This is a genomic window from Bartonella numerosa, assembly GCF_037070845.1.
In the GTDB taxonomy this organism is placed as follows: domain Bacteria; phylum Pseudomonadota; class Alphaproteobacteria; order Rhizobiales; family Rhizobiaceae; genus Bartonella.
Genome location: NZ_JAYMZI010000003.1, coordinates 68322 through 89481, shown reverse-complemented (window position 1 = coordinate 89481; position 21160 = coordinate 68322). Strand labels below are relative to the sequence as shown.

The following is a 21160-nucleotide window of genomic DNA, read 5'->3' as shown; positions in this document are numbered from 1 at the left end:
AATATCATTGGTTGTCATCTTTCCTTCTTCTGTTCAACTGGCGACTTTAACAGGAATGCGTAGTCGATTCTAGCAAAAATGCTAAAGCCGGGTGTTGTTGATATTTTACATTGAACAGAGTGATCCTTTTAGTTTTGACGGTTAGAAATAAGGTCATCGATAATTTGTGGTTCAGCAAGGGTTGAAGTATCTCCTAAATTTTCGAAATTATTTTCAGCAATTTTTCGTAGAATACGCCTCATGATCTTTCCCGATCGCGTTTTAGGTAATTTAGGGGCGAACTGGAGTTTATCCAATATGGCAATAGAGCCCATTGTTCTTTTGACATGCTGAATAAGATTTTTGCGTAACTCTTCGCTTGGGCTTACGTCTTCCATTAAAGTAATGAAACTGTAGATTCCCTGCCCTTTAATGGGGTGAGGGTAACCAACGACAGCTGCTTCTGAAACAGTGGGATGTGCAACGAGCGCCGATTCAATTTCAGCTGTTCCTAACCGATGTCCAGAGACATTGATGATATCGTCGATACGTCCTGTAATCCAGTAATAGCCATCACTATCCCGTTTGCAGCCGTCACCTGTAAAATATTTTCCTTTATATGGAGAAAAATAAGTTTGAATAAAGCGTTTATGATCATTATAAAGCGTGCGCATTTGACCTGGCCACGAATCAATAATGCAAAGGCTGCCCTCAGTTTCATTTTCTAAAACATTTCCTTGTGTATCAATAATTTGGGGTTGAATACCAAAGAAAGGACGTGTGGCTGACCCTGCTTTAAGCTGCGTTGCGCCGGGCAAGGGCGTTATCATATGTCCACCTGTTTCTGTTTGCCACCATGTATCGAGTATGGGGCAGCGACTATCTCCGACCGTTTGATAAAACCACTCCCACGCTTCTGGATTAATAGGTTCACCTACGGTGCCGAGCAAGCGTAAGGACGTTCTTTTGTAGCGTTCAACAAATGAATTTCCTGCACCCATCAACATGCGAATAACGGTTGGTGCGGTGTAGAGAATATTCACGCTGTGCTTGTCGACAATCTCCCAAAATCTGCCTTGGTCTGGAAAAGTTGGTGAGCCTTCAAACATTAGGGTTGTGGCGGCGTTGCATAGGGGGCCATAAATCAAGTAAGAATGGCCAGTAATCCAACCGATATCAGCTGTACACCAGTAAATTTGGCCAGGCAGGTAGTCAAAAACATACTGATGTGTCATCGACGCATAAACGAGATAGCCAGCTGTTGTATGCAGAACACCTTTGGGTTTGCCTGTTGAACCAGATGTATAAAGGATGAAAAGAGGGTCTTCTGCATTCATTCTTTCTGGCGGACAATCCGTCTTGGCGTCAAGGATTTCTTCATGGTACCAAAAATCGCGCCCTTTTACCCACTTAATCGTGTTGCCTGTGCGTCGTACAACCATAACGCGATTAACATGCACGTTATGGCGTTCTGCAATATCGATGGCGTGGTCGATGTTGTCCTTTAATTTGATCACTTTTCCTGCACGTAAGCCTTGATCAGCAGTGATTACGAACGTCGATTCACAATCGACAATGCGTCCTGCTATCGCCTCAGGGGAAAAGCCCGCAAAAATAACTGAGTGGATAGCACCGATGCGAGTGCAGGCCAACATAGCATAGGCAGCCTCGGGGATCATCGGTAAGCAAATAGTAATTCTGTCGCCTTTTTTTACACCATGATTCCTGAGAACATTGGCAAAACGACAAACATGCTCATAAAGCGCGTTATAGGTTATTTTTTGATCATGATAGGGGCTATCGCCTTCCCAAATTAGGGCAGTGCGATCACCATGTTTTTTCAAATGGCGGTCAATACAGTTATAGGCAACATTCGTCACTCCGTCTTCGTACCATCGAATCGATACATCATCATTAAACGAAGTATTTTTTGCTCTCGTATAAGGCTTAAACCATTCAATACGTTGTCCATGTTTTGCCCAGAAAGTTTCTGGGTCATTAATGCTTTCCTGATACCATTGTTGATAGGTTTCTTCATTGATAAAAGTATTTTTTTTAATATCATCCAGTATTGGGTAAATTTTTTTGGACATATTTCCCTCCCTATCTATGATCTGAAAAAATAAGACGATATATCGGCATTATTTTTACAGAACGCCTACTCCAAAAGTATTTCTCTTAAAAACAGCTTTTCAGACTAGATCAAATCGCAAAGCTTTGTGCAATCAAGTTTTGAAGTCTCAGGGATTATATTCAGTTTAAGGAAGAGTTTCTACACCTTTATAGTGCTGAAGTTTTACAACTCCAGCGAAAATATGGCTAAGAAAGACGTTCTCCGAATATGGCTGAGCCAATACGAAGAACATTGGAGCCGAATTGAATAGCAATTTTGAAATCGCTGGACATTCCCATAGAAAGTTTTTGAAGAGAGGCTTTTTTTGCTAATTTTGCTAAGAGAGCAAAATAGGGACCAGGATTCTCTTGTATTGGTGGGATGGCCATGAGTCCAACAACGTTGAGTCCGTAGTGTTTTTTGCATCGATCAACAAAGGAAACGACGTCTTGTGGTGCAACACCACTTTTTTGGGGCTCTAATCCAATGTTTACCTGAACATAGCAGGGCAGATACTTTTCTTGTTTTTGCATTTCTTCTGCTAAACATTTTGCTATTTTTTCGCGATCAATAGTTTGGATAATATCAAAAATTTTGACAGCTTGCGCTGTCTTATTGGATTGTAGATGTCCTATGAGGTGAAGTTCAATAGGATGAAATCGTTGACGTAAGTGAGTCCATTTTTCGGCAGCCTCTTGCACTCGGTTTTCCGCGAAAAGAGATTGCCCTGCTTGTAAAAGAGGGACAATGTTATCTGCTGGCACGGTCTTTGAAACAGCAAGAAGTTGCACTTCTTCCGGAGAGCGGTGCGAATCTTTACATGTTTCAGCAATATCCGTTTGAAGTTTTTTCCACGCTTCAACAGAAGATCCGCTAAGTGTCGTGGTACAGGGAGTGCTCATGATTTGCGCTTTCTATTTTTGTTTGGGGACCAGACAACTGTTTATAAAGCTTTCTAAACTGCTTAGGAAAATAATTAGTGACGATCTTGACGGTGGGCTTAATCCATGGTGAAGGATAAAACAAGTTTTTTGGTCCGATTTTATTAATTTAGTAGAGTATAATGGGAATGACAGTCGAACGCTATAATCCACATGCCCAAGAACAAAAATGGCAAGCAACTTGGGACGAAAGGAAGGTCTTTCAAACCAATCAAGGGGATCCGCGTGAAAAATATTATGTTTTAGAAATGTTTCCCTATCCCTCTGGCCGCATCCATATGGGGCACGTGCGCAATTATGCCATGGGAGATGTTATAGCGCGCTATAAACGTGCAAGGGGGTTTAATGTACTTCATCCTATGGGATGGGATGCCTTCGGTATGCCAGCTGAAAACGCAGCTATGCAAAATAAAGTACATCCAAAAATTTGGACTTACCAGAATATTGAGGTAATGCGCAGGCAGCTGAAGCAATTAGGGCTTTCTCTTGACTGGTCGCGCGAATTTGCAACTTGTGACGTGGAATATTATCACTGCCAACAAATGTTATTCCTTGATCTATACCAAAAGGGATTGGTTGCGCGTAAAGTAGCTAGGGTGAACTGGGACCCTGTTGATCAAACCGTTTTGGCAAATGAGCAGGTGATTGATGGAAGAGGGTGGCGTTCTGGCGCATTGATTGAACAGCGTGAGTTGACGCAATGGTTCTTTAAAATTAGTGACTTTAGTGAAGAGTTATTGGCAGGTCTTGAAGAACTTGAGAAGTGGCCTGAAAAGGTCCGCGTCATGCAAAAAAATTGGATCGGTAAATCTCAAGGTCTTTTGATTCGTTGGGCTTTGAATACGACAAATACTGCTGATGATATTTGTAAAACATTCAACGAAATTGTTTGCTATTCGACACGGCCTGATACGCTCTTTGGTGCCTCTTTTTTGGCGTTGTCTGTTGACCATCCCATTGCGCAAGCCTTAGCACGAAAGGACAAGACTTTAGACGCTTTTATCAAAGGCTGTCAGCGCGGTGGAGTAACAACTGAGGCACTTGAAACCGCTGAAAAACAAGGATTTCGTACGCCGCTTTCAGCTGTCCACCCATTCGATACGACAGTGCATATTCCTGTCTATATCGCTAATTTTGTTCTTATGGACCACGGGACAGGGGCTATTTTTGGTTGTCCCGCCCATGATCAGAGAGATTTAGATTTTGCACGTAAATATGGACTTCCTGTACGTCCGGTTGTTTTTCCAAAGGGGAATGATGCTAAAGAGTTTGCGATTGCTGAAACAGCTTATACTGGTGATGGGGTGATGATCAATTCAGATTTTTTGGATGGTCTGACGCCACAACAAGCTTTTGAAGAGACAGCGAAGCGGCTCGAGAGACAAGTGCTGAGTGGTCATCCCCAAGGGAAAAAGACTACACAATTTCGATTACGTGATTGGGGTATTTCTCGTCAACGTTATTGGGGGTGTCCAATTCCAATAATACATTGTTCAGCTTGTGGGGCAGTTCCTGTTCCGCGTGCCGATTTGCCCGTTGTGTTGCCTGATGATGTAACTTTTGATCAGCTTGGCAATCCTCTTGCACGTCACGAAACGTGGAAAATGGTTGCTTGTCCTGCTTGTGGTCAACCTGCCGAGCGAGAAACAGATACGATGGATACCTTTGTTGATTCTTCATGGTATTATGCGCGTTTTGCTTCACCTCGGGCGCAAGAGCCTGTTGATAAAAATGCGGTAGCTGGATGGTTGCCTGTGCAACAGTATATCGGTGGAATTGAGCATGCAATTTTGCATTTGCTTTATGCTCGCTTTTTCATGCGTGCCATGAAGGTAGCTGGTCATGTGGCTATGGACGAACCTTTCAAGGGGCTTTTTACTCAAGGGATGGTTGTTCATGAAACCTACCGAGATGATCAGGGATGGGTTTCTCCAGCAGAAATTTCAATCGTTGAAAAAGATGGAAAACGCCGGGCTTATAAATTGACCGACCAAAGTGAAGTGACGATCGGTTCTATTGAAAAAATGTCAAAATCAAAAAAGAATGTCGTTGATCCTGACGATATTGTAGCATCTTACGGGGCTGATACTGTGCGCTGGTTTGTGTTATCGGATTCTCCCCCTGATCGCGATGTCATCTGGACAGAGGCCGGTGTTGAGGGAGCGCATCGTTTTATACAGCGTATTTGGCGTTGTGTGGCTTTAAGTGCTACAGTCTTAAGGGACGTTGTTCCTTGCGCAGGGCGTCAGGGTGCTGCTTTGGAACTTTCAAAGGTAGCGCATCGCACGCTTTGCGCTGTAGAAGATGATCTAGAAAAGCTTGCGTTCAATCGGGCGGTTGCGCGCTTATATGAATTCTTGAATGTCATAGCACCGTTGCTGAATAAGGTTGCAAGTCTCGAGGATGAGATGAAAGCATCTTTGCGTCAAGCAGTGGATTTCTTCCTCGCTATGATTGCACCTATGATGCCTCATTTAGCGGAAGAGTGTCATACTGCTTTGGGGGGAGAGGAATTGATTTCTGAGCTTGCTTGGCCTATTTACGACCCAGTATTGACTGTCGATGACTCCTATACTTTGCCGGTGCAGATTAATGGCAAAAAGCGTGGTGAAATAACAGTTCCAGTAACAGCTGATGAAGTGGCGATAAAGGAAGCTGTTTTGGCTCTCGATTTTGTTCAGGCGCTTTTGGTTGAGAAAACAGTCAAAAAAATGATTATTGTTCCGCGGAGGATCGTTAATGTCGTTCTTTAAAAATTTTGCTCTCGCAGGATTTGCTGTTTTTTTCTTATTTTTATGCGGATGCACTATTGAGCCGCTTTATCGTGGAGTGTCCCAGACTTCGGCGAAGAGTTCCGTGGGGCTTTCCACTAAGCTTGCTAGCATTATTATTGACGAACCTTCCGATCGTTTTGGTCAAATGGTGCGCAACCATTTGCTGTTTCTTCTATATGGAAGTGGGAGCAAGCCTTCCAGTCCGGCTTATAGATTAGCATTACAGGCATCGGTTTTTACAAGGAACTCCGTGCAAATAGAGTTTGATCGATACAGAGAAGGACGTCCCTCTCTTGGGACTGTAACGGGTAAGGCCTCTTATACGCTGCAAGATATGAAGAACGTGACCATTTCTCAAGGAATGGGGACTGTAAGTGTATCTTTCGAGCGGCTTGACCAAGAGTACGCAACTTTGCAAGCAGAAGAAGATGCGCAAAGACGCGCAGCCGAAGAAGTGGCCGAACGGATCTTACTGTCGCTTTCGAGAAATCTTTCGAGACGCTAAGCGGTATTTTGTCGGGTTTTTTGCCAATCCTCTAAGAATGTTTATAACTCTTAATTTGTTAGAGGGTGCTTTATGAAAGCTTTTAATATCGTTGGTAGAATGGTCGCAACATCTGCGCCGCTTAGTGCGGCGCGCTTGACGTGGTCAATTGTGCGAATTGATGCTGCTTAAGATTTTTTTTAAAGCTACAATTATGGTAGACTGCGCAAATTTCACGAAGTAATGACAACCATCTGCTCCACAATCATCGACTTTACCAATAAGGGGTAGAAACAAATGCCGCGCCCGCTTTTGCTTCCAGTAAGTCCTGGTTGGCAGAAAAACAGAGAGCGAAATTTGCCTTTATTCTTTGTTTTGCCAAGGTGCTGCATGCTTTCAATCCACTAAATGTTAGAGGAAGCTTGAAGCTTAAGGCAGATATTATCAGAAATTTTTGCGAAAATAGCAGCTTCTGCCATAATATCTTAAAATTCAGTTGCAGCAACACTGACAGAAACGGTCCTATCGATGAGGTCACGATTTCTTTCGCTGCATCGATGGTATTGCGTCCTGATTTTAGTATAAAGGAGGGGTTTGTGGTAACCACCGTCAATTAAGTTCAAATTTTGTAATCCTCGTATATCTTTGACGTTTGCGCTATCCACAAAAAACTTCGTTGCCAATCCTCCTTATTTTGCGCTCAAAATTTCTGATATTTCGCTCCATTTTTGTTATGCGCTATTGTTGGGTGTAACAGCAAGAAGGTGACCTGGTACCTGCGTAGCTTGATGATTCATTGGATAAAATTAAAAAAATAAGCTTTTGGGAAAGGGGAAAATATAGAGGAGATTCTGTTCATGACTTTGGTATTTGTGGTGTCAGCATTTCGAGAATGATTATGATCAGCAGGGTTTTGTTGCTAAGCGGAGGGTGGTAAATCACGCAAGAGAGAGGTTTTTGATTATGTCAAAAAACAAGGCATGCCAGGCAATGTCGGTGCAAAAAGTAAAATCAAATGCGGCAGAGGGAGAGGTTGTCTCTGTCGTAGTACCCCTCCCTGTTTCTTGTGCTTATAGTTACTTGGTTCCGCCCTTTATGGAAGTAGGGGTTGGTTCCTTTGTTCGTGTTCCAGTAATGGGGCGTGAGGTTTGCGGCTTTGTAGTAGATGTTGGTGAGCAAACAGAAAAAGTTTCGCAAATGGCTAAGCCATTGGCGCGTGAGAAGCTGCGCTTAATTCTTCATGTTTTTGATTGTCCGCCGCTAAAGGTAGAGATGATTGCGTTTTTGCGTTTTGTTAGTCAGTACACAATGGCTCCGTTCGGACTTGTTGCGCGGTTAGTTTTGTGTGTTTCTGCTGCTTTGGAGCCAGAGGCGCGAATGCCAGGGTTGCGGTACTGTGGAGGGGAAGTGGAACGTTTAACATCGGCGCGATCACGGGTTTTAGAATTGGTGCGCGATGGTACGATTTGGACTCGTTCTGGTCTTGCACATGCGGCAGGTGTCTCCGTTTCTGTCGTTGAGGGGCTAAAGTCGCTTGGAGTTTTTGAGGATGTCATGGTGCCGACACCTGATCTTGTTTCAGTGCCTGATCCTCATTTTTGTTCCCCTAAGTTAGAAGGCGCACAGAGTGAAGCGGCAGCAGCGTTACGGGAGGGGGTTTTATCCTCCAAGTTTCAGGTTTTTCTTCTTGATGGTGTCACAGGATCAGGGAAGACCGAAGTTTATTTTGAAGCGGTCGCTCAAGCGCTCATGTGTAGTAAACAAGTTCTAATTTTATTGCCAGAGATTGCTTTAACGCAGCAATTTTTAGATCGTTTTCATTCGCGTTTTGGCACTTCAGCGGCGGAGTGGCATTCGGACTTAGCACCTCGTCGCCGAGAACGCTTGTGGCGGCAAGTTGCAGAAGGACGCGTTCGGGTTGTTGCTGGAGCGCGCTCAGCACTTTTTTTACCTTTTCAAGAGCTTGGGCTCATCGTGGTTGATGAGGAGCACGATAGTGCTTACAAACAGGAAGAGCGCATTTTTTATCACGCACGTGATATGGCAGTGGCGCGTGGTTCTTTTGAACGTTTTCCAGTTATTTTATCTTCAGCGACACCATCGATTGAAAGTCAGGCGAACGTTTTGTGGAAGCGTTATAAACGGGTTAATTTACCATCGCGTTTTAAAGCGGCCGCACTCCCACAGTTGCAAGCCATCGATATGCGTCAAGAGGGTTTGAAGAGAGGGCGTTTTATTTCCTCTGTTCTCGAACAGGCTTTAGCACAAACCCTCGAAAAGGGGGAGCAAGCGCTTCTCTTCCTTAATCGACGTGGTTATGCACCTTTAATTTTATGTCGAGTTTGTGGACATCGTTTCCATTGTGAAAACTGTTCGAGTTGGTTGGTTGAACATCGTGTACAGGGGCAGCTTAAATGCCATCATTGTGGTTTTCATCGGTTGCTTCCAGAAGCATGTTGTAAATGTGGCACTTTGGATCATCTTGTAGCTTGTGGACCGGGTGTAGAAAGAATTGCTGAAGAAACACAAACACTTTTCCCACAAGCGCGATTGTTGATTTTGTCAACCGACCTGAAAGGCGGGATTAGGCAATTGCGAAACGAATTGGAGGCAGTTACAAGAGGAGAGGTGGATATCGTTATTGGGACGCAGTTGGTTGCTAAGGGGCACCATTTTCCTCAGCTTTCTTTGGTTGGAGTAATCGATGCTGATCTTGGCCTTGCTAATGGCGATTTACGTGCCGCTGAGCGCACCTTTCAGCTTTTATCTCAGGTTACAGGGCGTGCAGGGCGTGCAGGGTTAAAAAGTTTTGGATTATTGCAAACTTATCAACCTGATCATCCAGTTATAAAAGCTTTACTTTTACGGAAACGCGAGGACTTTTATAAGCATGAACTCGCAATGAGGATGCAGTATCATTTGCCACCTTTCGGGCGACTTGCTTCTTTAATTGTGTCGTCAGAAAAGCGCCAAGCTGCAGAACATTACGCACGCGCGCTACGTTTGGCAGCTCCACAGGAAAAAGATGTTTTACTCATAGGTCCTGCGGAAGCTCAGCTGGCTCTTGTTCGGGGACGTCATCGTTTTCGACTTTTGCTACAGGGACAGCGCTCTTTCGATATGCAGGGGTTTATTCGTAAAGTACTCAAAAATGCACCTAAAATGCCAAGTTCTGTTTGGGTACAAATTGATATCGATCCACAAAGTTTTCTCTGAAAATAAAGCAAAAGACCCATCGGAGGACTTCTAAAGAATATCCTCTAAAAGAGATTGCGTTCCTAGAATTCGCTTACTTTTAGAAAAATTGGAGGATATGCCTGCAGGAGGCATAAAGAATTGCAATTTTGTTCCGTATTCCGAAGATCAACTACAGGATATTTGTTAAATTTTTTAAGGAGTGTTGATTTGCGGTGTTGCGAGTCGGCTATGTCTATGCTAGAAGCCAAAAGGTTTTTTATTCTGAGTTTTAGGGAGGAGATTCTTGAAATTCGGGATGTCTGATTCGTTTCATGGTGATTATTCAGAGAGTTGCTCTAGGGAAAGAGGCGGTATTTCGTGTCAGATTCGTTTTCTCTTATACCGCTGCCGTTGGTAGATCAGCGCTATGCAGAAGCGCTTTTCGATTTTGCTCGAGAGTTGGGGTCTATCGAAGGTGTTGAGAGGTCTGTAGCATCTTTTCTTACTGTGCTGGATCAGAATGAAGACTTAAAGCGCTTTGTGCAGATCCCCTTGTTTTCGGTGAAAGAGCAAGTCGGAGTGGTGTGTTCTATATGCGATGGTCTTGGGTTTCCTGGCGAGGGTGCCGGCGGGGTTGTTCGTAGTTTTCTGCGTATGATCGTGGTAAACCGCCGTCTTGGTGCTTTGTCTGGCATTTTTCGCGCTTTTCAGCGCTGTGTTGCTTTGTCCCGTGGGGAGGTTTCTGCGCGGATTATTTCTGCGCGTCCGTTGAGTCTCCAGCAAGAAGAAGAACTGCGTGTGGCTTTGGAAAGTGTTGTTGGGGGAAAAGTTTTTCTGCGTATCTCTGTTGATCCAACGATTGTAGGTGGGCTGATTATTCGCCTGGGGTCATTTCAGATTGATGCGTCTCTTGTGGCGAAGTTGTCTTCGCTTAAGCTTGCATTGAAAAAAGAGGTCAGCTGATGGACATTAGACCGTCTGAAATTTCAAAAATTTTAAAAGAGCAGATCAGGAACTTTGATCAAAAGTCTGAGGTATCAGAAATTGGTTGGGTTTTGTCTGTAGGTGATGGTATCGCCCGTGTTTATGGTTTGGATAATGTCCAGGCAGGTGAGATGGTTTCTTTTTCAAATGGTGTGCGCGGTATGGCGCTGAATTTGGAAATGGATAACGTTGGGGTTGTTATTTTTGGTTCTGATCGTGATATTCGCGAGGGTGACTGCGTTAAGAGGTTGGGCGCTATTGTGGATGTTCCCGTAGGTCCAGAGCTTCTTGGCCGTGTTGTTGATGCTCTCGGAAACCCCATAGATGGCAAGGGCCCTATTAAAGCAACGGAGCGTCGTCGTGTTGATGTTAAAGCTCCGGGAATCATTCCTCGTCAGTCCGTACATGAATCAATGTCGACAGGATTAAAGTCCGTCGACGCGCTTATACCTATTGGACGTGGGCAGCGTGAGTTGGTGATTGGGGATCGTCAAACAGGAAAGACGGCAATTCTTCTTGACACATTTTTAAATCAGAAACCATTTCACGAAAAAGGTTCTGGAAGAGATCAAGATAAGGTTTATTGCATTTATGTGGCGATTGGCCAGAAGCGTTCGACAGTTGCGCAGTTCGTGAAGGTTTTGGAAGAGCGCGGGGCCTTGGAGTATTCAATTGTTGTAGCTGCTACTGCTTCTGATCCTGCGCCTATGCAATTTATTGCGCCGCTTGCTGGTTGTGCGATGGGGGAATATTTCCGTGACAATGGTCAGCACGCTTTGATTGGGTACGATGATCTTTCAAAGCAGGCGGTTGCTTATCGTCAGATGTCGCTCTTGCTGCGCCGTCCTCCTGGTCGTGAAGCTTATCCAGGGGATGTTTTTTATCTTCACTCACGCCTTCTAGAGCGGGCTGCAAAGTTGAATGCTGAAAATGGATCTGGGTCTTTGACAGCTTTGCCGGTTGTCGAGACACAGGCGAATGACGTCTCCGCTTATATTCCAACCAACGTGATTTCGATTACTGATGGGCAAATTTTTCTGGAGACAAATTTGTTTTATCAGGGAATTCGTCCTGCTGTAAATGTCGGTCTTTCTGTGTCGCGTGTTGGTTCTGCCGCACAAATTAAGGCGATGAAGCAAGTTGCGGGCTCGATCAAGGGTGAGTTGGCACAATATCGAGAAATGGCGGCTTTCGCGCAATTTGGTTCAGATTTAGATGCATCGACGCAGCGCCTGTTGAATCGTGGTGCGCGTTTAACTGAGCTTCTAAAACAGCCGCAATTTTCGCCATTGAAAGTCGAAGAGCAGGTTGTTGTCATTTTCGCTGGCGTTAATGGTTATCTTGATGCGTTGGCAGTTTCTGATGTTGGTCGGTTTGAGCAAGGTCTTTTGACACTCTTGCGTAGCGATTACCAAGACCTGTTGCAGGATATTGCTGAACAAAAGCAGATAACAGACGGTATTAAGGAAAAATTGATTGCTATCCTTAACACTTATGCGAAAAAATTTTCGTGATGATTGGTGGAATGCTTAAATGGCGTCGCTAAAGGATCTCAGAGACCGTATAGCCTCGGTTAAGGCAACACAGAAAATTACCAAAGCCATGCAAATGGTCGCTGCGGCAAGGCTGCATCGCGCGCAGGAGGCGGCTGAGTCTGCACGCCCTTACGCTCAGCAAATGGCTGCTATTCTAGCTAATGTTGCCGTTGATGTTGATGTTGTTGACGCTCCCCCTTTATTGATTGGGACAGGAAGGGACGATGTGCATCTTCTGGTAGTATGTACCGCTGAACGTGGTTTATGCGGCGCTTTCAATGTACAAATTGCGCGTCGCGCTCGTGAGCAAGTTGAGGCGCTGCTTTCTGCTGGTAAGATAGTTAAAATTTTAACTGTAGGCAAAAAGGGAGCAGATATTTTACTGCGTAATTACAAAGATCTGATGATCGATCATTTTGATTTGCGTTCCGTTAAGCGGGTTGGTTTTGCAGAGGCAGCGATGATCAGTCAGCGTATCGTTAATTTGTTTAATGAGGGCGCTTTCGACGTGTGCACACTGTTTTATTCTGAATTTATTTCAGTGATTAATCAGCGTCCAACGGCTTTTCGCTTAATTCCAACGTTTTCTCCAAAAGAGGATATCCGGCAAGAAGATACTTCTGACAGGGCAGATAGAAGCCGAGCTTCACAGTCGACTGTTTATGATTATGAGCCTGATGCAGCTTCCCTCTTAGATGAGCTTGTGCCACGTAACCTTTCTATGCAAATTTTTCGAGCCTTACTTGAAAATGTTGCTGGCGAAATGGGTGCAAAAATGAGCGCTATGGACAATGCGTCGCGTAATGCAGGTGAGATGATTAATAAATTAACGGTGACTTATAATCGTCAGCGTCAGGCGCAGATCACTACGGAATTGGTTGAAATTATTGCTGGCGCTGAGGCGCTTTGAATTGAAAAGGTAAGGATTGATGGTAAAAGCAGTGACGTCAAGCAAAGGAGCAACAAAAGTTGAGGAAAAGAAGCCATCTGCTCGCTCAAGCGTTAGAAAAACCGCCTCAAAATCTCGAACTAGCGTGAAGAATTCTGCAGATTCTGTACGTACTCCCTCTAAAGAGACAGACGTGAAGGGTTCGGTTGGTGAGATCAAACAGGTTATAGGCGCTGTTGTCGATGTGCAGTTTGAGGGCGGGTTGCCAAATATTCTCAATGCATTAGAAACAGAGAATTTGGGAAATCGGCTAGTTTTAGAAGTTGCTCAGCATTTGGGTGAGAACACAGTACGCACGATCGCTATGGATACGACGGATGGTCTCGTGCGTGGTCAAAAAGTTTTTGATACAGGAGTACAGATCACTGTTCCCGTCGGGGAAGCGACGCTCGGTCGTATCATGAATGTTATTGGAGAGCCTGTTGATAATGTTGGGCCGATTTCTGCGACGAAGAAGCGTTCCATCCATCAAGAAGCTCCTCCTTATGTTGAGCAGTCGACCACATCGGAAATTCTTGTTACGGGTATTAAAGTCGTTGATTTGTTGGCACCTTATTCTAAGGGTGGTAAGGTCGGCCTTTTTGGGGGAGCCGGTGTCGGTAAAACCGTTCTCATTATGGAACTCATCAACAATATAGCGAAGGCTCATGGTGGGTACTCTGTATTCGCCGGCGTTGGAGAGCGCACGCGTGAGGGAAATGATCTTTATTACGAAATGATCGAAAGCCGCGTTAACGTAAACCCAAAAGACAATGATGGCTCAACAGAAGGTTCAAAATGTGCGCTTGTTTACGGGCAGATGAATGAGCCGCCAGGGGCGCGGGCGCGTGTTGCGCTTTCAGGATTAACTATTGCAGAAAGCTTTCGCGATGAAGGTCAGGACGTTCTTTTCTTCGTGGACAATATTTTCCGTTTCACACAAGCGGGGGCTGAAGTGTCCGCTCTCTTGGGGCGTATCCCTTCAGCTGTGGGTTATCAGCCAACTTTGGCAACAGATATGGGGGCTCTGCAGGAGCGTATCACAAGTACTAGAACGGGATCTATTACTTCTGTGCAGGCGATTTATGTTCCGGCTGATGACTTGACAGATCCAGCGCCAGCAACCTCTTTTGCTCACTTGGATGCCACGACAGTCCTTTCGCGATCAATTGCGGAGAAGGGCATTTACCCAGCTGTCGATCCACTTGATTCTTTCTCGCGCATGCTGGATCCATTGATAGTGGGTGAGGAACATTATTCTGTCGCAAATCAGGTCCAGACTATCTTACAGAGGTATAGATCTTTACAGGATATCATTGCCATTCTCGGAATGGACGAGCTTTCTGAAGATGACAAGTTGCTTGTGGGGCGCGCACGTAAAATTGAGCGTTTTCTTTCGCAACCTTTTCATGTGGCTGAGGCTTTCACAGGATCACCCGGGAAGCTTGTTCCTTTGGAGGATACGATAAAAGGATTTAAAGGCCTCTGCGCTGGTGATTATGATGATTTGCCGGAAGCAGCTTTTTATATGGTTGGGTCGATTGATGAAGCTGTGGAAAAAGGAAAACGTCTGATTGCAGAAGCTTCTTCATGATGTGGATGATGTTTGTGGTGGGCGCCTGTTTAAAGGAATGACAAAAAGTTCCTGTATTGAATCTTGTGGAGGTCGTTGTGGAAGGCAATAAAGTAGACTGCTTTTTGTTTGAGCTTATATCGCCCGAGAAATTTATTCTTTCAGAGCGTGTTACGTCTGTCGTTCTTCCTTCCGCTTCAGGTTATTTAACGGTCATGGCGAATCACGCACCATTGGTTTTAAGTGTCGTATTGGGGAGCGTTCGTGTTTTATCTTCTTCAGGAGAAAGGCTGTTTGCTGTTTTTGGGGGAGTTGCGGATGTTAATTCAGCTGGTTGTTCCCTTTTAGCTGAAAGAGTTATTGCTGTAGAGCATCTCTCTTTTGATGCTTTGGAACAAAAAATTTCTCATGTTCGCGCAGCGTTAGAAGGGAAATCAGACGGTGAATCGAATCATGAAGTAGAGAAATTTTTTCGTCAATTGACAGGTGTCGATGGTGCATTGATGGAGGCATAGTGGGGCATGCAGGAAAAGCGACATGAGCGGTAAGAGAAAATCGGCTGTGTCTGCTAAACATGCTGGACCGTTTCCCAATCCGGGCAACGTTTTTGCGGGACCTTTACCGAAGTGTTTTATCTATATTTTTGCTTCTTTTATTTTGCAATGGGCTTATGGTCTGGGTGCGAATATTGTTCAGTCCAATATCGTGCAGCTCACCGGGGACTTTCACGCGACTATAACCGAAACTATGTGGCTTGTTGCCGCTTATATGGCCCCAAACGTCAGTGTTGCGATCATGTTGATCAAAATTCGCTACCATTTTGGACTGCGTGCTTTTGCTGAGTTGTCAATCCTTGGATTTGTTCTCGTTTGCGTTTTGCAGTTATTTGTGACGGATTTGCGTTCTGCGCTAATCATCCGCTTTTTTGCCGGTATTGCTGCGGCGCCTTTGGCTTCGCTTGCGCTTCTTTACATGATGGAGGCTTTTGCACCAGAAAAAAAATTCACTGTCGGTATCAGTTTAAACTATACAAGTGCAAATTTGGCGGTGCCCTTGTCTCATTTGATTTCGCCTAATTTGCTGAAAAATGGGGGATTTTTTAGTCTTTCTGCTATGGAGATGGGATTAGTCCTTATTGGTTTGGGGTGTATTTTTGCCCTTCCACTTACCCCCGTTAAACGCAGCAAGGTTATTGCAAAATTAGATTGGGTAAGCTACGGTTTGATTGCATTTGGTCTTGGATTAAATGCGGTGATTATGTCCGTCGGTAAATTATACTGGTGGTATGAAGTTCCGTGGATTGGTTGGGGGTTTGTCCTTGTTATTTCGTTTTTGGTTGCTGCGGTTGTCCTCGAGCTTAATAGAGAAAAACCGTTAATTGATTTTCGCTGGCTTTTTAGTAAAGAGATGGTGCAGCCTGTTCTTATTTTGTTGGCATTTCGCGTCTTTTTGTTGGAAAATTCAACTTTAGCACCAGAGTTTTTTAATCTTTTCGGTTTGTTAAATTCTGAGATGAGGCCCATGTATCTTGCGGTTACGTTCGGTACCATTTTAGGGGGAGCTATTTGTGTATCTTTTTTACGAGCAGGTCGTGAAGATTATTTCTACCTCGTATCTCTGAGCTGCTTGGCAATCGGGTCTTATTTAGACAGTTACGTAAGCCGATTTACACGTCCAGAAGATATGATGCTGAGTCAAGGGCTGATCGGTCTTGGTTATGCACTTTTTTTACCTCCTGCTCTTTTTAATGGATTTGTAGTTTCCAACGAAAGGGGACCCCGTTACGTTTTAAGCTTTATTGCGATTTTTTTACTGACGCAGGTAACTGGGGGATTAATGAGTTCGGCTTTTTTTGGCAGTTTGCAGCTTTTTTTCGCTCACACGCATTTTGAAAAATTAACGCAAAATATCATTGTTACAGATCCTTTTATTTTAGGCGAGATGGATGCTTTGTTCTCATCTTCTTATGATATTTTAGCTTCTCCTGCTTCAGCAGATGGGTATATGATACCTGATCTTGTTGGAAAATTAAAATTAACAGCAAATATTTTCGCCTATAATGATGTTTTTCGGCTGTATTTTTACATGGCAACGGTTGTATTTGCTATTTTATTTGCAAAAGTATTCTTAAAATCATGTTCTTTGATAGCACTCAAAAAATAGAGTGACATTCATCAAAAGGGGTAAGAATGATGAAAGCATTAAAGATGATAAGAACGTTGAGGTCAAAGAGAACGATTATAGCGTTCTTGTCGGGTGCTGTCGGTATTTTACTGATTTTATGGGCCTGGAAGCTTCCTCCCTTCGTTAGTGCAATTCAGATAACGGATAATGCTTCGATTAAAGGTCATCTTACTTTAGTAAGCCCGCAGATTTCTGGTGTAGTTTCTCGGATTTATGTGCAAGATTATCAAAAAGTTGAAGAGGGGATGCTTTTATTTGAACTTGATGATTCCCTATTTCAACAACAACTCGCGCAAGCACGGGCAGTCCTTAATTCAAAAAACGCAAAGCTTGCAAGTATCGTGTTGCAGGATCAGATTTTACAGGGAGAAATTAACGTCGCGGAAATTGAATTGGCGCGTTCTCAGAGATTTCCCAATGCCCTTCCTGGAAATAGAAAGCATAGCTTTGATGATGTTTCAAGTCCAGTTTCTCGTTCTCTTTCGCAATTATTGGCAACACTTGAGACAAAACGCCAATTACAAAAGCAATTGAATCTTGAGCGGCAAAGCTTACAATCTGAGGTTGATGGAGCAAAAGTTGGTGTCGAATTGGCTAAGCTTAACTTGAAGCACACTAAGATTGTATCTCCCGGAACAGGTCACGTTGGGTTGGTTGGTGCTAGAGTAGGGCAATATGTTTTGCCCGGTACACGGCTGGTGTCGGTTATTTCTGATGACATTTGGATTATTGCCAATTACAAAGAAACACAACTTTCCCAAATGCGTGTAGGACAGCCGGTTGTTTTTTCTGTTGATGCGTTAAACAATAAAAAATTAACGGGGCGGGTGGATCGTTTCGCACCTGCTACGGGTTCAGAATTTTCATTGCTAAAAACAGATACGACAATCGGTAATTTTATAAAGATTGCTCAGCGTATCTCGGTACGTATTTCTTTAGATCCTGGACAGGATGGGGTTGAAAAGCTCATTCCAGGAATGTCCGTGGTTACATATGTAGATACTTCACAAGCTATTTCTGGAGGTTAAAGTTTTGGTTCTTTTAAATCTTATTTTTATTCCCTTTGCTTACAGTAAGTGGGCTTTTACTTTGGAAGACTTCGTTTGGTTTGTGATGGCGAAGATTTTGGATTACTACCTCTATTTTTGATTTGCGGAGGTTGTTATGTTTAGTGGTATTTTTTCTAAGATACAAAAATAGCCCGCTTCAAAGCGAGCGCTGGAGAATTTTGTAGCGGCTTTTTTTTGGCTTTTTCATGCTCAAAAAAAGCCCACTGAAATGATCCTAGGGGTTCCTTCGAGAACTTATCTCAAGATTTTCTTTTTCTTCTTCTTTTGGCGTTGTATACCGTATTGGTTTAGACAATAAAGTGCGTGAGAGCATTTTTTCTTTTATGTTTTAACCATACCAAAGCTGCTACCGTGAAAATGTCGATGATGGATTGGCGTGAGTTCATTTTTTAATTGTGCAATGCGCTTTCCGACTTTAGCCTTTGAGGTGAAAATGGACACATCTATTGATTCCTCCATACCGCATACTACCTTACGGGGGTCGGGACTATGCTCGGATTCTCTTTATAACGAATGGACAATGAAAAAGTTGCATCGGTTATGCTGTTTTACGAATGGTATCGGGGACTTCTGCTCGGCGAGGCAATTTTCTTCGATCCATTTTAAAAAATTGTATTCTTATTTGAGTGTCGCTGCAAACATGATAATCTGAAACGCAGTTTTTAAAAATTTAGGGATTTTATGAGCGCTGTATATTATTTATCTAAGCCTTTTGAGCGTCACCGGTCTGTTGCGGTTGCGGTCGGTGGTGTGATTGTCGGTGGGAATAATCCGATAGTTGTTCAGTCGATGACTAATACAGATACTGCCGATGTTGATGCAACGGTTGCACAAGTTTCTGCTCTCTGGAAGGCAGGTTCGGAGCTGGTTCGGGTAACGGTCGATCGTTCTGAAGCAGCTGCTGCAGTGCCAAAGATACGCGAGCGATTAGAACGCCTGGGTATATTTGTACCGTTGGTGGGAGATTTTCATTATATTGGGCATAAGCTTTTGTCAGAAAATCCAGCGTGCGCTGAGGCGCTCGCAAAATACCGAATTAATCCTGGAAATGTTGGTTTTGGCACGAAGAAGGATCGCCAGTTCGCTGAAATTATTGAGATTGCTTGTCGGTATAATAAATCTATCCGAATTGGTGTGAATTGGGGATCTCTCGATGATGTGTTGTTGACAGGACTTATGGATGAGAATGCTCAACAGGAAAATCCTCTTCCTGTCGTGGAAATTGTGCGGGAAGCTGTTGTTCAGTCGGCTCTTCGTTCGGCCGCTTCGGCTGAAGAAATAGGATTGGGACGTGATAAAATTATTCTCTCTGCAAAAATGAGCGGTGTGCAAGACCTTATTGCTGTTTACAGCACTTTGGCAGAACGCTGTAATTATGCTCTCCATTTGGGATTAACCGAAGCTGGGATGGGAACAAAGGGCGTTGTTGCATCTTCTGCTGCTTTGGGTATTTTGTTACAGCAAGGAATTGGGGATACAATACGCATTTCATTAACTCCCGAGCCTGGTGGAGATCGGACACGGGAGGTGAGGGTATGCCAGGAGCTTTTACAAGTTATGGGATTTCGGCAGTTTTTGCCCGTTGTTGCTGCCTGCCCAGGATGCGGTCGGACAACTTCGACGGTTTTTCAGCAATTAGCACAAAAAATTGAAGCAGATTTATGCAAGAATATGCCGATATGGCGTAAAAAATATCCGGGTGTTGAAGGGCTAAAGGTTGCGGTGATGGGGTGCATCGTCAATGGGCCGGGGGAATCAAAGCATGCTGACATCGGGATTTCATTGCCTGGAGTGGGTGAGAGTCCGGCTGCACCTGTCTTCGTTGACGGAAAAAAAGTGAAGACTTTAAGAGGTGATCATATTGCTGAGGAATTTGAAGTGATATTGAGTGATTATATTCATACGCGTTTTGGACAGCGCTGAAATAAAACGGGTATTTTTTGCTTTAAGCATTGCTCATGTTTTGGTGTTTTAGGTGCAGGCAGGCGGTCAGTTTCGGCGTTTTGCTATGAAATGGGCTGCTTGCTTGAGCAGTTTTGCTTTGGCACCAAAGGGACTTAGCAGTTTTTCTGCTTTAGCTATGAGCTCGTCCCGCTTCGCTTTTGTTTCTTGTACACCATAAAGACGGACGAATGTCGCTTTTTGTGCTTTCTCGTCTTTTTGTGCGGTTTTCCCTAAAATTTTTGTACTAGAGGTAATATCTAGCAAATCATCTGTTAATTGAAACGCAAGCCCAATATATGTGCCGAAATCGGCGAGTGTTTGGGTTAGTGTTTTTGAGGCACCACCGATTATGGCTCCAGCTTTACAGGCAAAGCTTATGAGGGCAGCTGTTTTCATGCGTTGCAGAGTTACGATGTCATTGCTGTTGTGGTTTTTTTTTTCTGCCTCAAGGTCGAGCATTTGTCCACCTATCATACCACCAACTCCCGCTGACTGTGCAAGTGACGTGATCAGATTTACTCTGGTTTCAAGGGGAAGAGTGCGCGCTTTATGTGCGATAATTTCAAAAGCAAAAGTGAGGAGGGCATCTCCTGCTAAAATTGCTGTAGCTTCACCAAATGCGACGTGAACAGTAGGCTGTCCACGCCTGAGTACGTCATTATCCATGGCGGGGAGATCATCATGAATGAGCGAATAACAATGGATGCATTCTAGAGCTATTGCAACATCGAGAGAATGTTTGGCAGGAATATCAAAAAGCGCGGCACTTTGAGTTACAAGAAAAGGACGCAAACGCTTACCACCGTTCAGCACACCGTGACGCATGGCTTTAATTAAGATTTCAGGACGAGCAATTTCACCATTTTGGACCTCATTACTTAGCAGTGTATCCAGTCGCTTTTCAATGGTGTTCCCGTATTCTGCAAGAAGGGTAGCAAATTCGTGCATTATCGCTCCTTGTATCGCTGCATTATGTACGAAAGAAATCAGGCTCCAAAATTTAAGAGCACGAAGATTGAAGTCTCGCATCTTAGATTAATTTGCATATGCTTGAACCTATATTTATTAAAATAACGGTTTACCTTTTTACGTTTACATTGTATGCATTGAGTTAACGTTAAAGCCAAATAAAAATTTAGTGAAAGTCTGGTCACCTGGCTTTAATCAGTGTATGATCAGGCTTAATTTTGTGATTATTCATGAGGTCGTGTCATTCGTGATGCCGCCTGTTTTTTAGTTGATTCGGAGTATCCTCTTATGGCTGTACCTAAACGAAAAACCTCTTCGTCGAAGCGTGGTATGCGGCGCTCAGCTGATGCCCTAAAAGCGCCAACTTATGTCGAAGATAAAAGTTCTGGCGAGCTCCGTCGTCCTCACCATATTGATCTGAAAACTGGGATGTATCGCGGACGTTTTGTTTTACCTGCGAAGGATTAAAATTGTAGCTTATTTCGTAAGTAGCGGGGATTACAGG

General features: G+C 44.0%; 16 protein-coding genes and 1 pseudogene. 12 read left to right on the top strand and 5 right to left on the bottom strand.

The genetic code is table 11. From position 1 onward, the window contains the following. Nucleotides 1-128 precede the first annotated feature (128 nt). Both acs and WCP75_RS02465 read right to left on the bottom strand, forming a co-directional pair. Entirely contained in the window at nt 129-2072 is a 1944-nt protein-coding gene (acs, locus tag WCP75_RS02470) for an acetate--CoA ligase (protein ID WP_336276667.1), read from the bottom strand. Nucleotides 2073-2298: 226 nt separating this feature from the next. Further along, entirely contained in the window at nt 2299-2994 is a 696-nt protein-coding gene (locus tag WCP75_RS02465) for a YggS family pyridoxal phosphate-dependent enzyme (protein WP_336276666.1), read from the bottom strand. A gap of 167 nt (nt 2995-3161) precedes the next feature. On the opposite strand from WCP75_RS02465, the gene leuS reads away from it, so the two are divergent. Further along, on the top strand, nt 3162-5786 hold the full coding sequence (gene leuS / locus WCP75_RS02460; protein WP_442894940.1) for a leucine--tRNA ligase: 2625 nt from the start codon (nt 3162-3164) through the stop codon (nt 5784-5786). Then, nucleotides 5773-6312: an LPS assembly lipoprotein LptE gene (gene lptE, locus WCP75_RS02455; RefSeq protein ID WP_336276664.1), complete on the top strand. Its 540-nt coding sequence runs from the start codon at nt 5773-5775 to the stop codon at nt 6310-6312. Before leuS ends, lptE begins: the two co-directional genes overlap by 14 nt. On the opposite strand, the pseudogene WCP75_RS02450 reads toward lptE, so the two are convergent. Next, nucleotides 6309-6974: pseudogene (locus WCP75_RS02450) on the bottom strand (transaldolase family protein). The gene lptE and the pseudogene WCP75_RS02450 overlap by 4 nt on opposite strands. A gap of 307 nt (nt 6975-7281) precedes the next feature. On the opposite strand from WCP75_RS02450, the gene WCP75_RS02445 reads away from it, so the two are divergent. The 8 genes from WCP75_RS02445 (at nt 7282) to WCP75_RS02410 (ending at nt 17700) form a co-directional block, all read left to right on the top strand. Further along, nucleotides 7282-9507 (top strand): primosomal protein N', encoded by a 2226-nt coding sequence (locus WCP75_RS02445; RefSeq protein WP_336276701.1) that lies wholly within the window; start codon nt 7282-7284, stop codon nt 9505-9507. A 339-nt stretch (nt 9508-9846) separates the two neighbouring features. Continuing rightward, the gene (gene atpH / locus WCP75_RS02440; RefSeq protein WP_336276663.1) at nt 9847-10431 is read left to right on the top strand and encodes an ATP synthase F1 subunit delta; all 585 of its coding nucleotides are present in this window, start codon (nt 9847-9849) and stop codon (nt 10429-10431) included. Further along, nucleotides 10431-11966, top strand: a complete 1536-nt coding sequence (gene atpA, locus WCP75_RS02435) for a F0F1 ATP synthase subunit alpha (protein ID WP_336276662.1) — start codon at nt 10431-10433, stop codon at nt 11964-11966. Before atpH ends, atpA begins: the two co-directional genes overlap by 1 nt. 19 nt (nt 11967-11985) lie before the next feature. Further along, nucleotides 11986-12897, top strand: a complete 912-nt coding sequence (locus WCP75_RS02430) for a F0F1 ATP synthase subunit gamma (protein WP_336276661.1) — start codon at nt 11986-11988, stop codon at nt 12895-12897. A 19-nt stretch (nt 12898-12916) separates the two neighbouring features. Beyond that, nucleotides 12917-14509: a F0F1 ATP synthase subunit beta gene (gene atpD, locus WCP75_RS02425; RefSeq protein WP_336276660.1), complete on the top strand. Its 1593-nt coding sequence runs from the start codon at nt 12917-12919 to the stop codon at nt 14507-14509. Nucleotides 14510-14586: 77 nt separating this feature from the next. Continuing rightward, on the top strand, nt 14587-15003 hold the full coding sequence (locus WCP75_RS02420) for a F0F1 ATP synthase subunit delta/epsilon (protein WP_336276700.1): 417 nt from the start codon (nt 14587-14589) through the stop codon (nt 15001-15003). 22 nt (nt 15004-15025) lie between these two features. Further along, nucleotides 15026-16651, top strand: coding sequence for an MFS transporter (locus WCP75_RS02415; RefSeq protein WP_336276659.1), 1626 nt, complete (start codon nt 15026-15028; stop codon nt 16649-16651). A gap of 44 nt (nt 16652-16695) precedes the next feature. Further along, nucleotides 16696-17700 (top strand): HlyD family secretion protein, encoded by a 1005-nt coding sequence (locus WCP75_RS02410; RefSeq protein ID WP_336276699.1) that lies wholly within the window; start codon nt 16696-16698, stop codon nt 17698-17700. 363 nt (nt 17701-18063) lie between these two features. On the opposite strand, the gene WCP75_RS02405 is transcribed toward WCP75_RS02410, so the two are convergent. Further along, the gene (locus tag WCP75_RS02405) at nt 18064-18201 is read right to left on the bottom strand and encodes a hypothetical protein (protein ID WP_336276658.1); all 138 of its coding nucleotides are present in this window, start codon (nt 18199-18201) and stop codon (nt 18064-18066) included. Between the two features lie 222 nt (nt 18202-18423). Here WCP75_RS02405 and ispG point away from each other — a divergent pair, with 222 nt between their 5' ends. After that, the gene (ispG, locus tag WCP75_RS02400) at nt 18424-19665 is read left to right on the top strand and encodes a flavodoxin-dependent (E)-4-hydroxy-3-methylbut-2-enyl-diphosphate synthase (RefSeq protein WP_336276657.1); all 1242 of its coding nucleotides are present in this window, start codon (nt 18424-18426) and stop codon (nt 19663-19665) included. 66 nt (nt 19666-19731) lie between these two features. Here the strand turns inward: ispG and WCP75_RS02395 are convergent, their stop codons facing one another. Next, a complete protein-coding gene (locus WCP75_RS02395) occupies nt 19732-20634 on the bottom strand; it encodes a polyprenyl synthetase family protein (protein WP_336276655.1) in 903 nt (300 codons plus the stop codon). 309 nt (nt 20635-20943) lie between these two features. Here WCP75_RS02395 and rpmF point away from each other — a divergent pair, with 309 nt between their 5' ends. Beyond that, nucleotides 20944-21123, top strand: coding sequence for a 50S ribosomal protein L32 (gene rpmF / locus WCP75_RS02390; protein ID WP_336276654.1), 180 nt, complete (start codon nt 20944-20946; stop codon nt 21121-21123). Nucleotides 21124-21160: the final 37 nt, after the last annotated feature.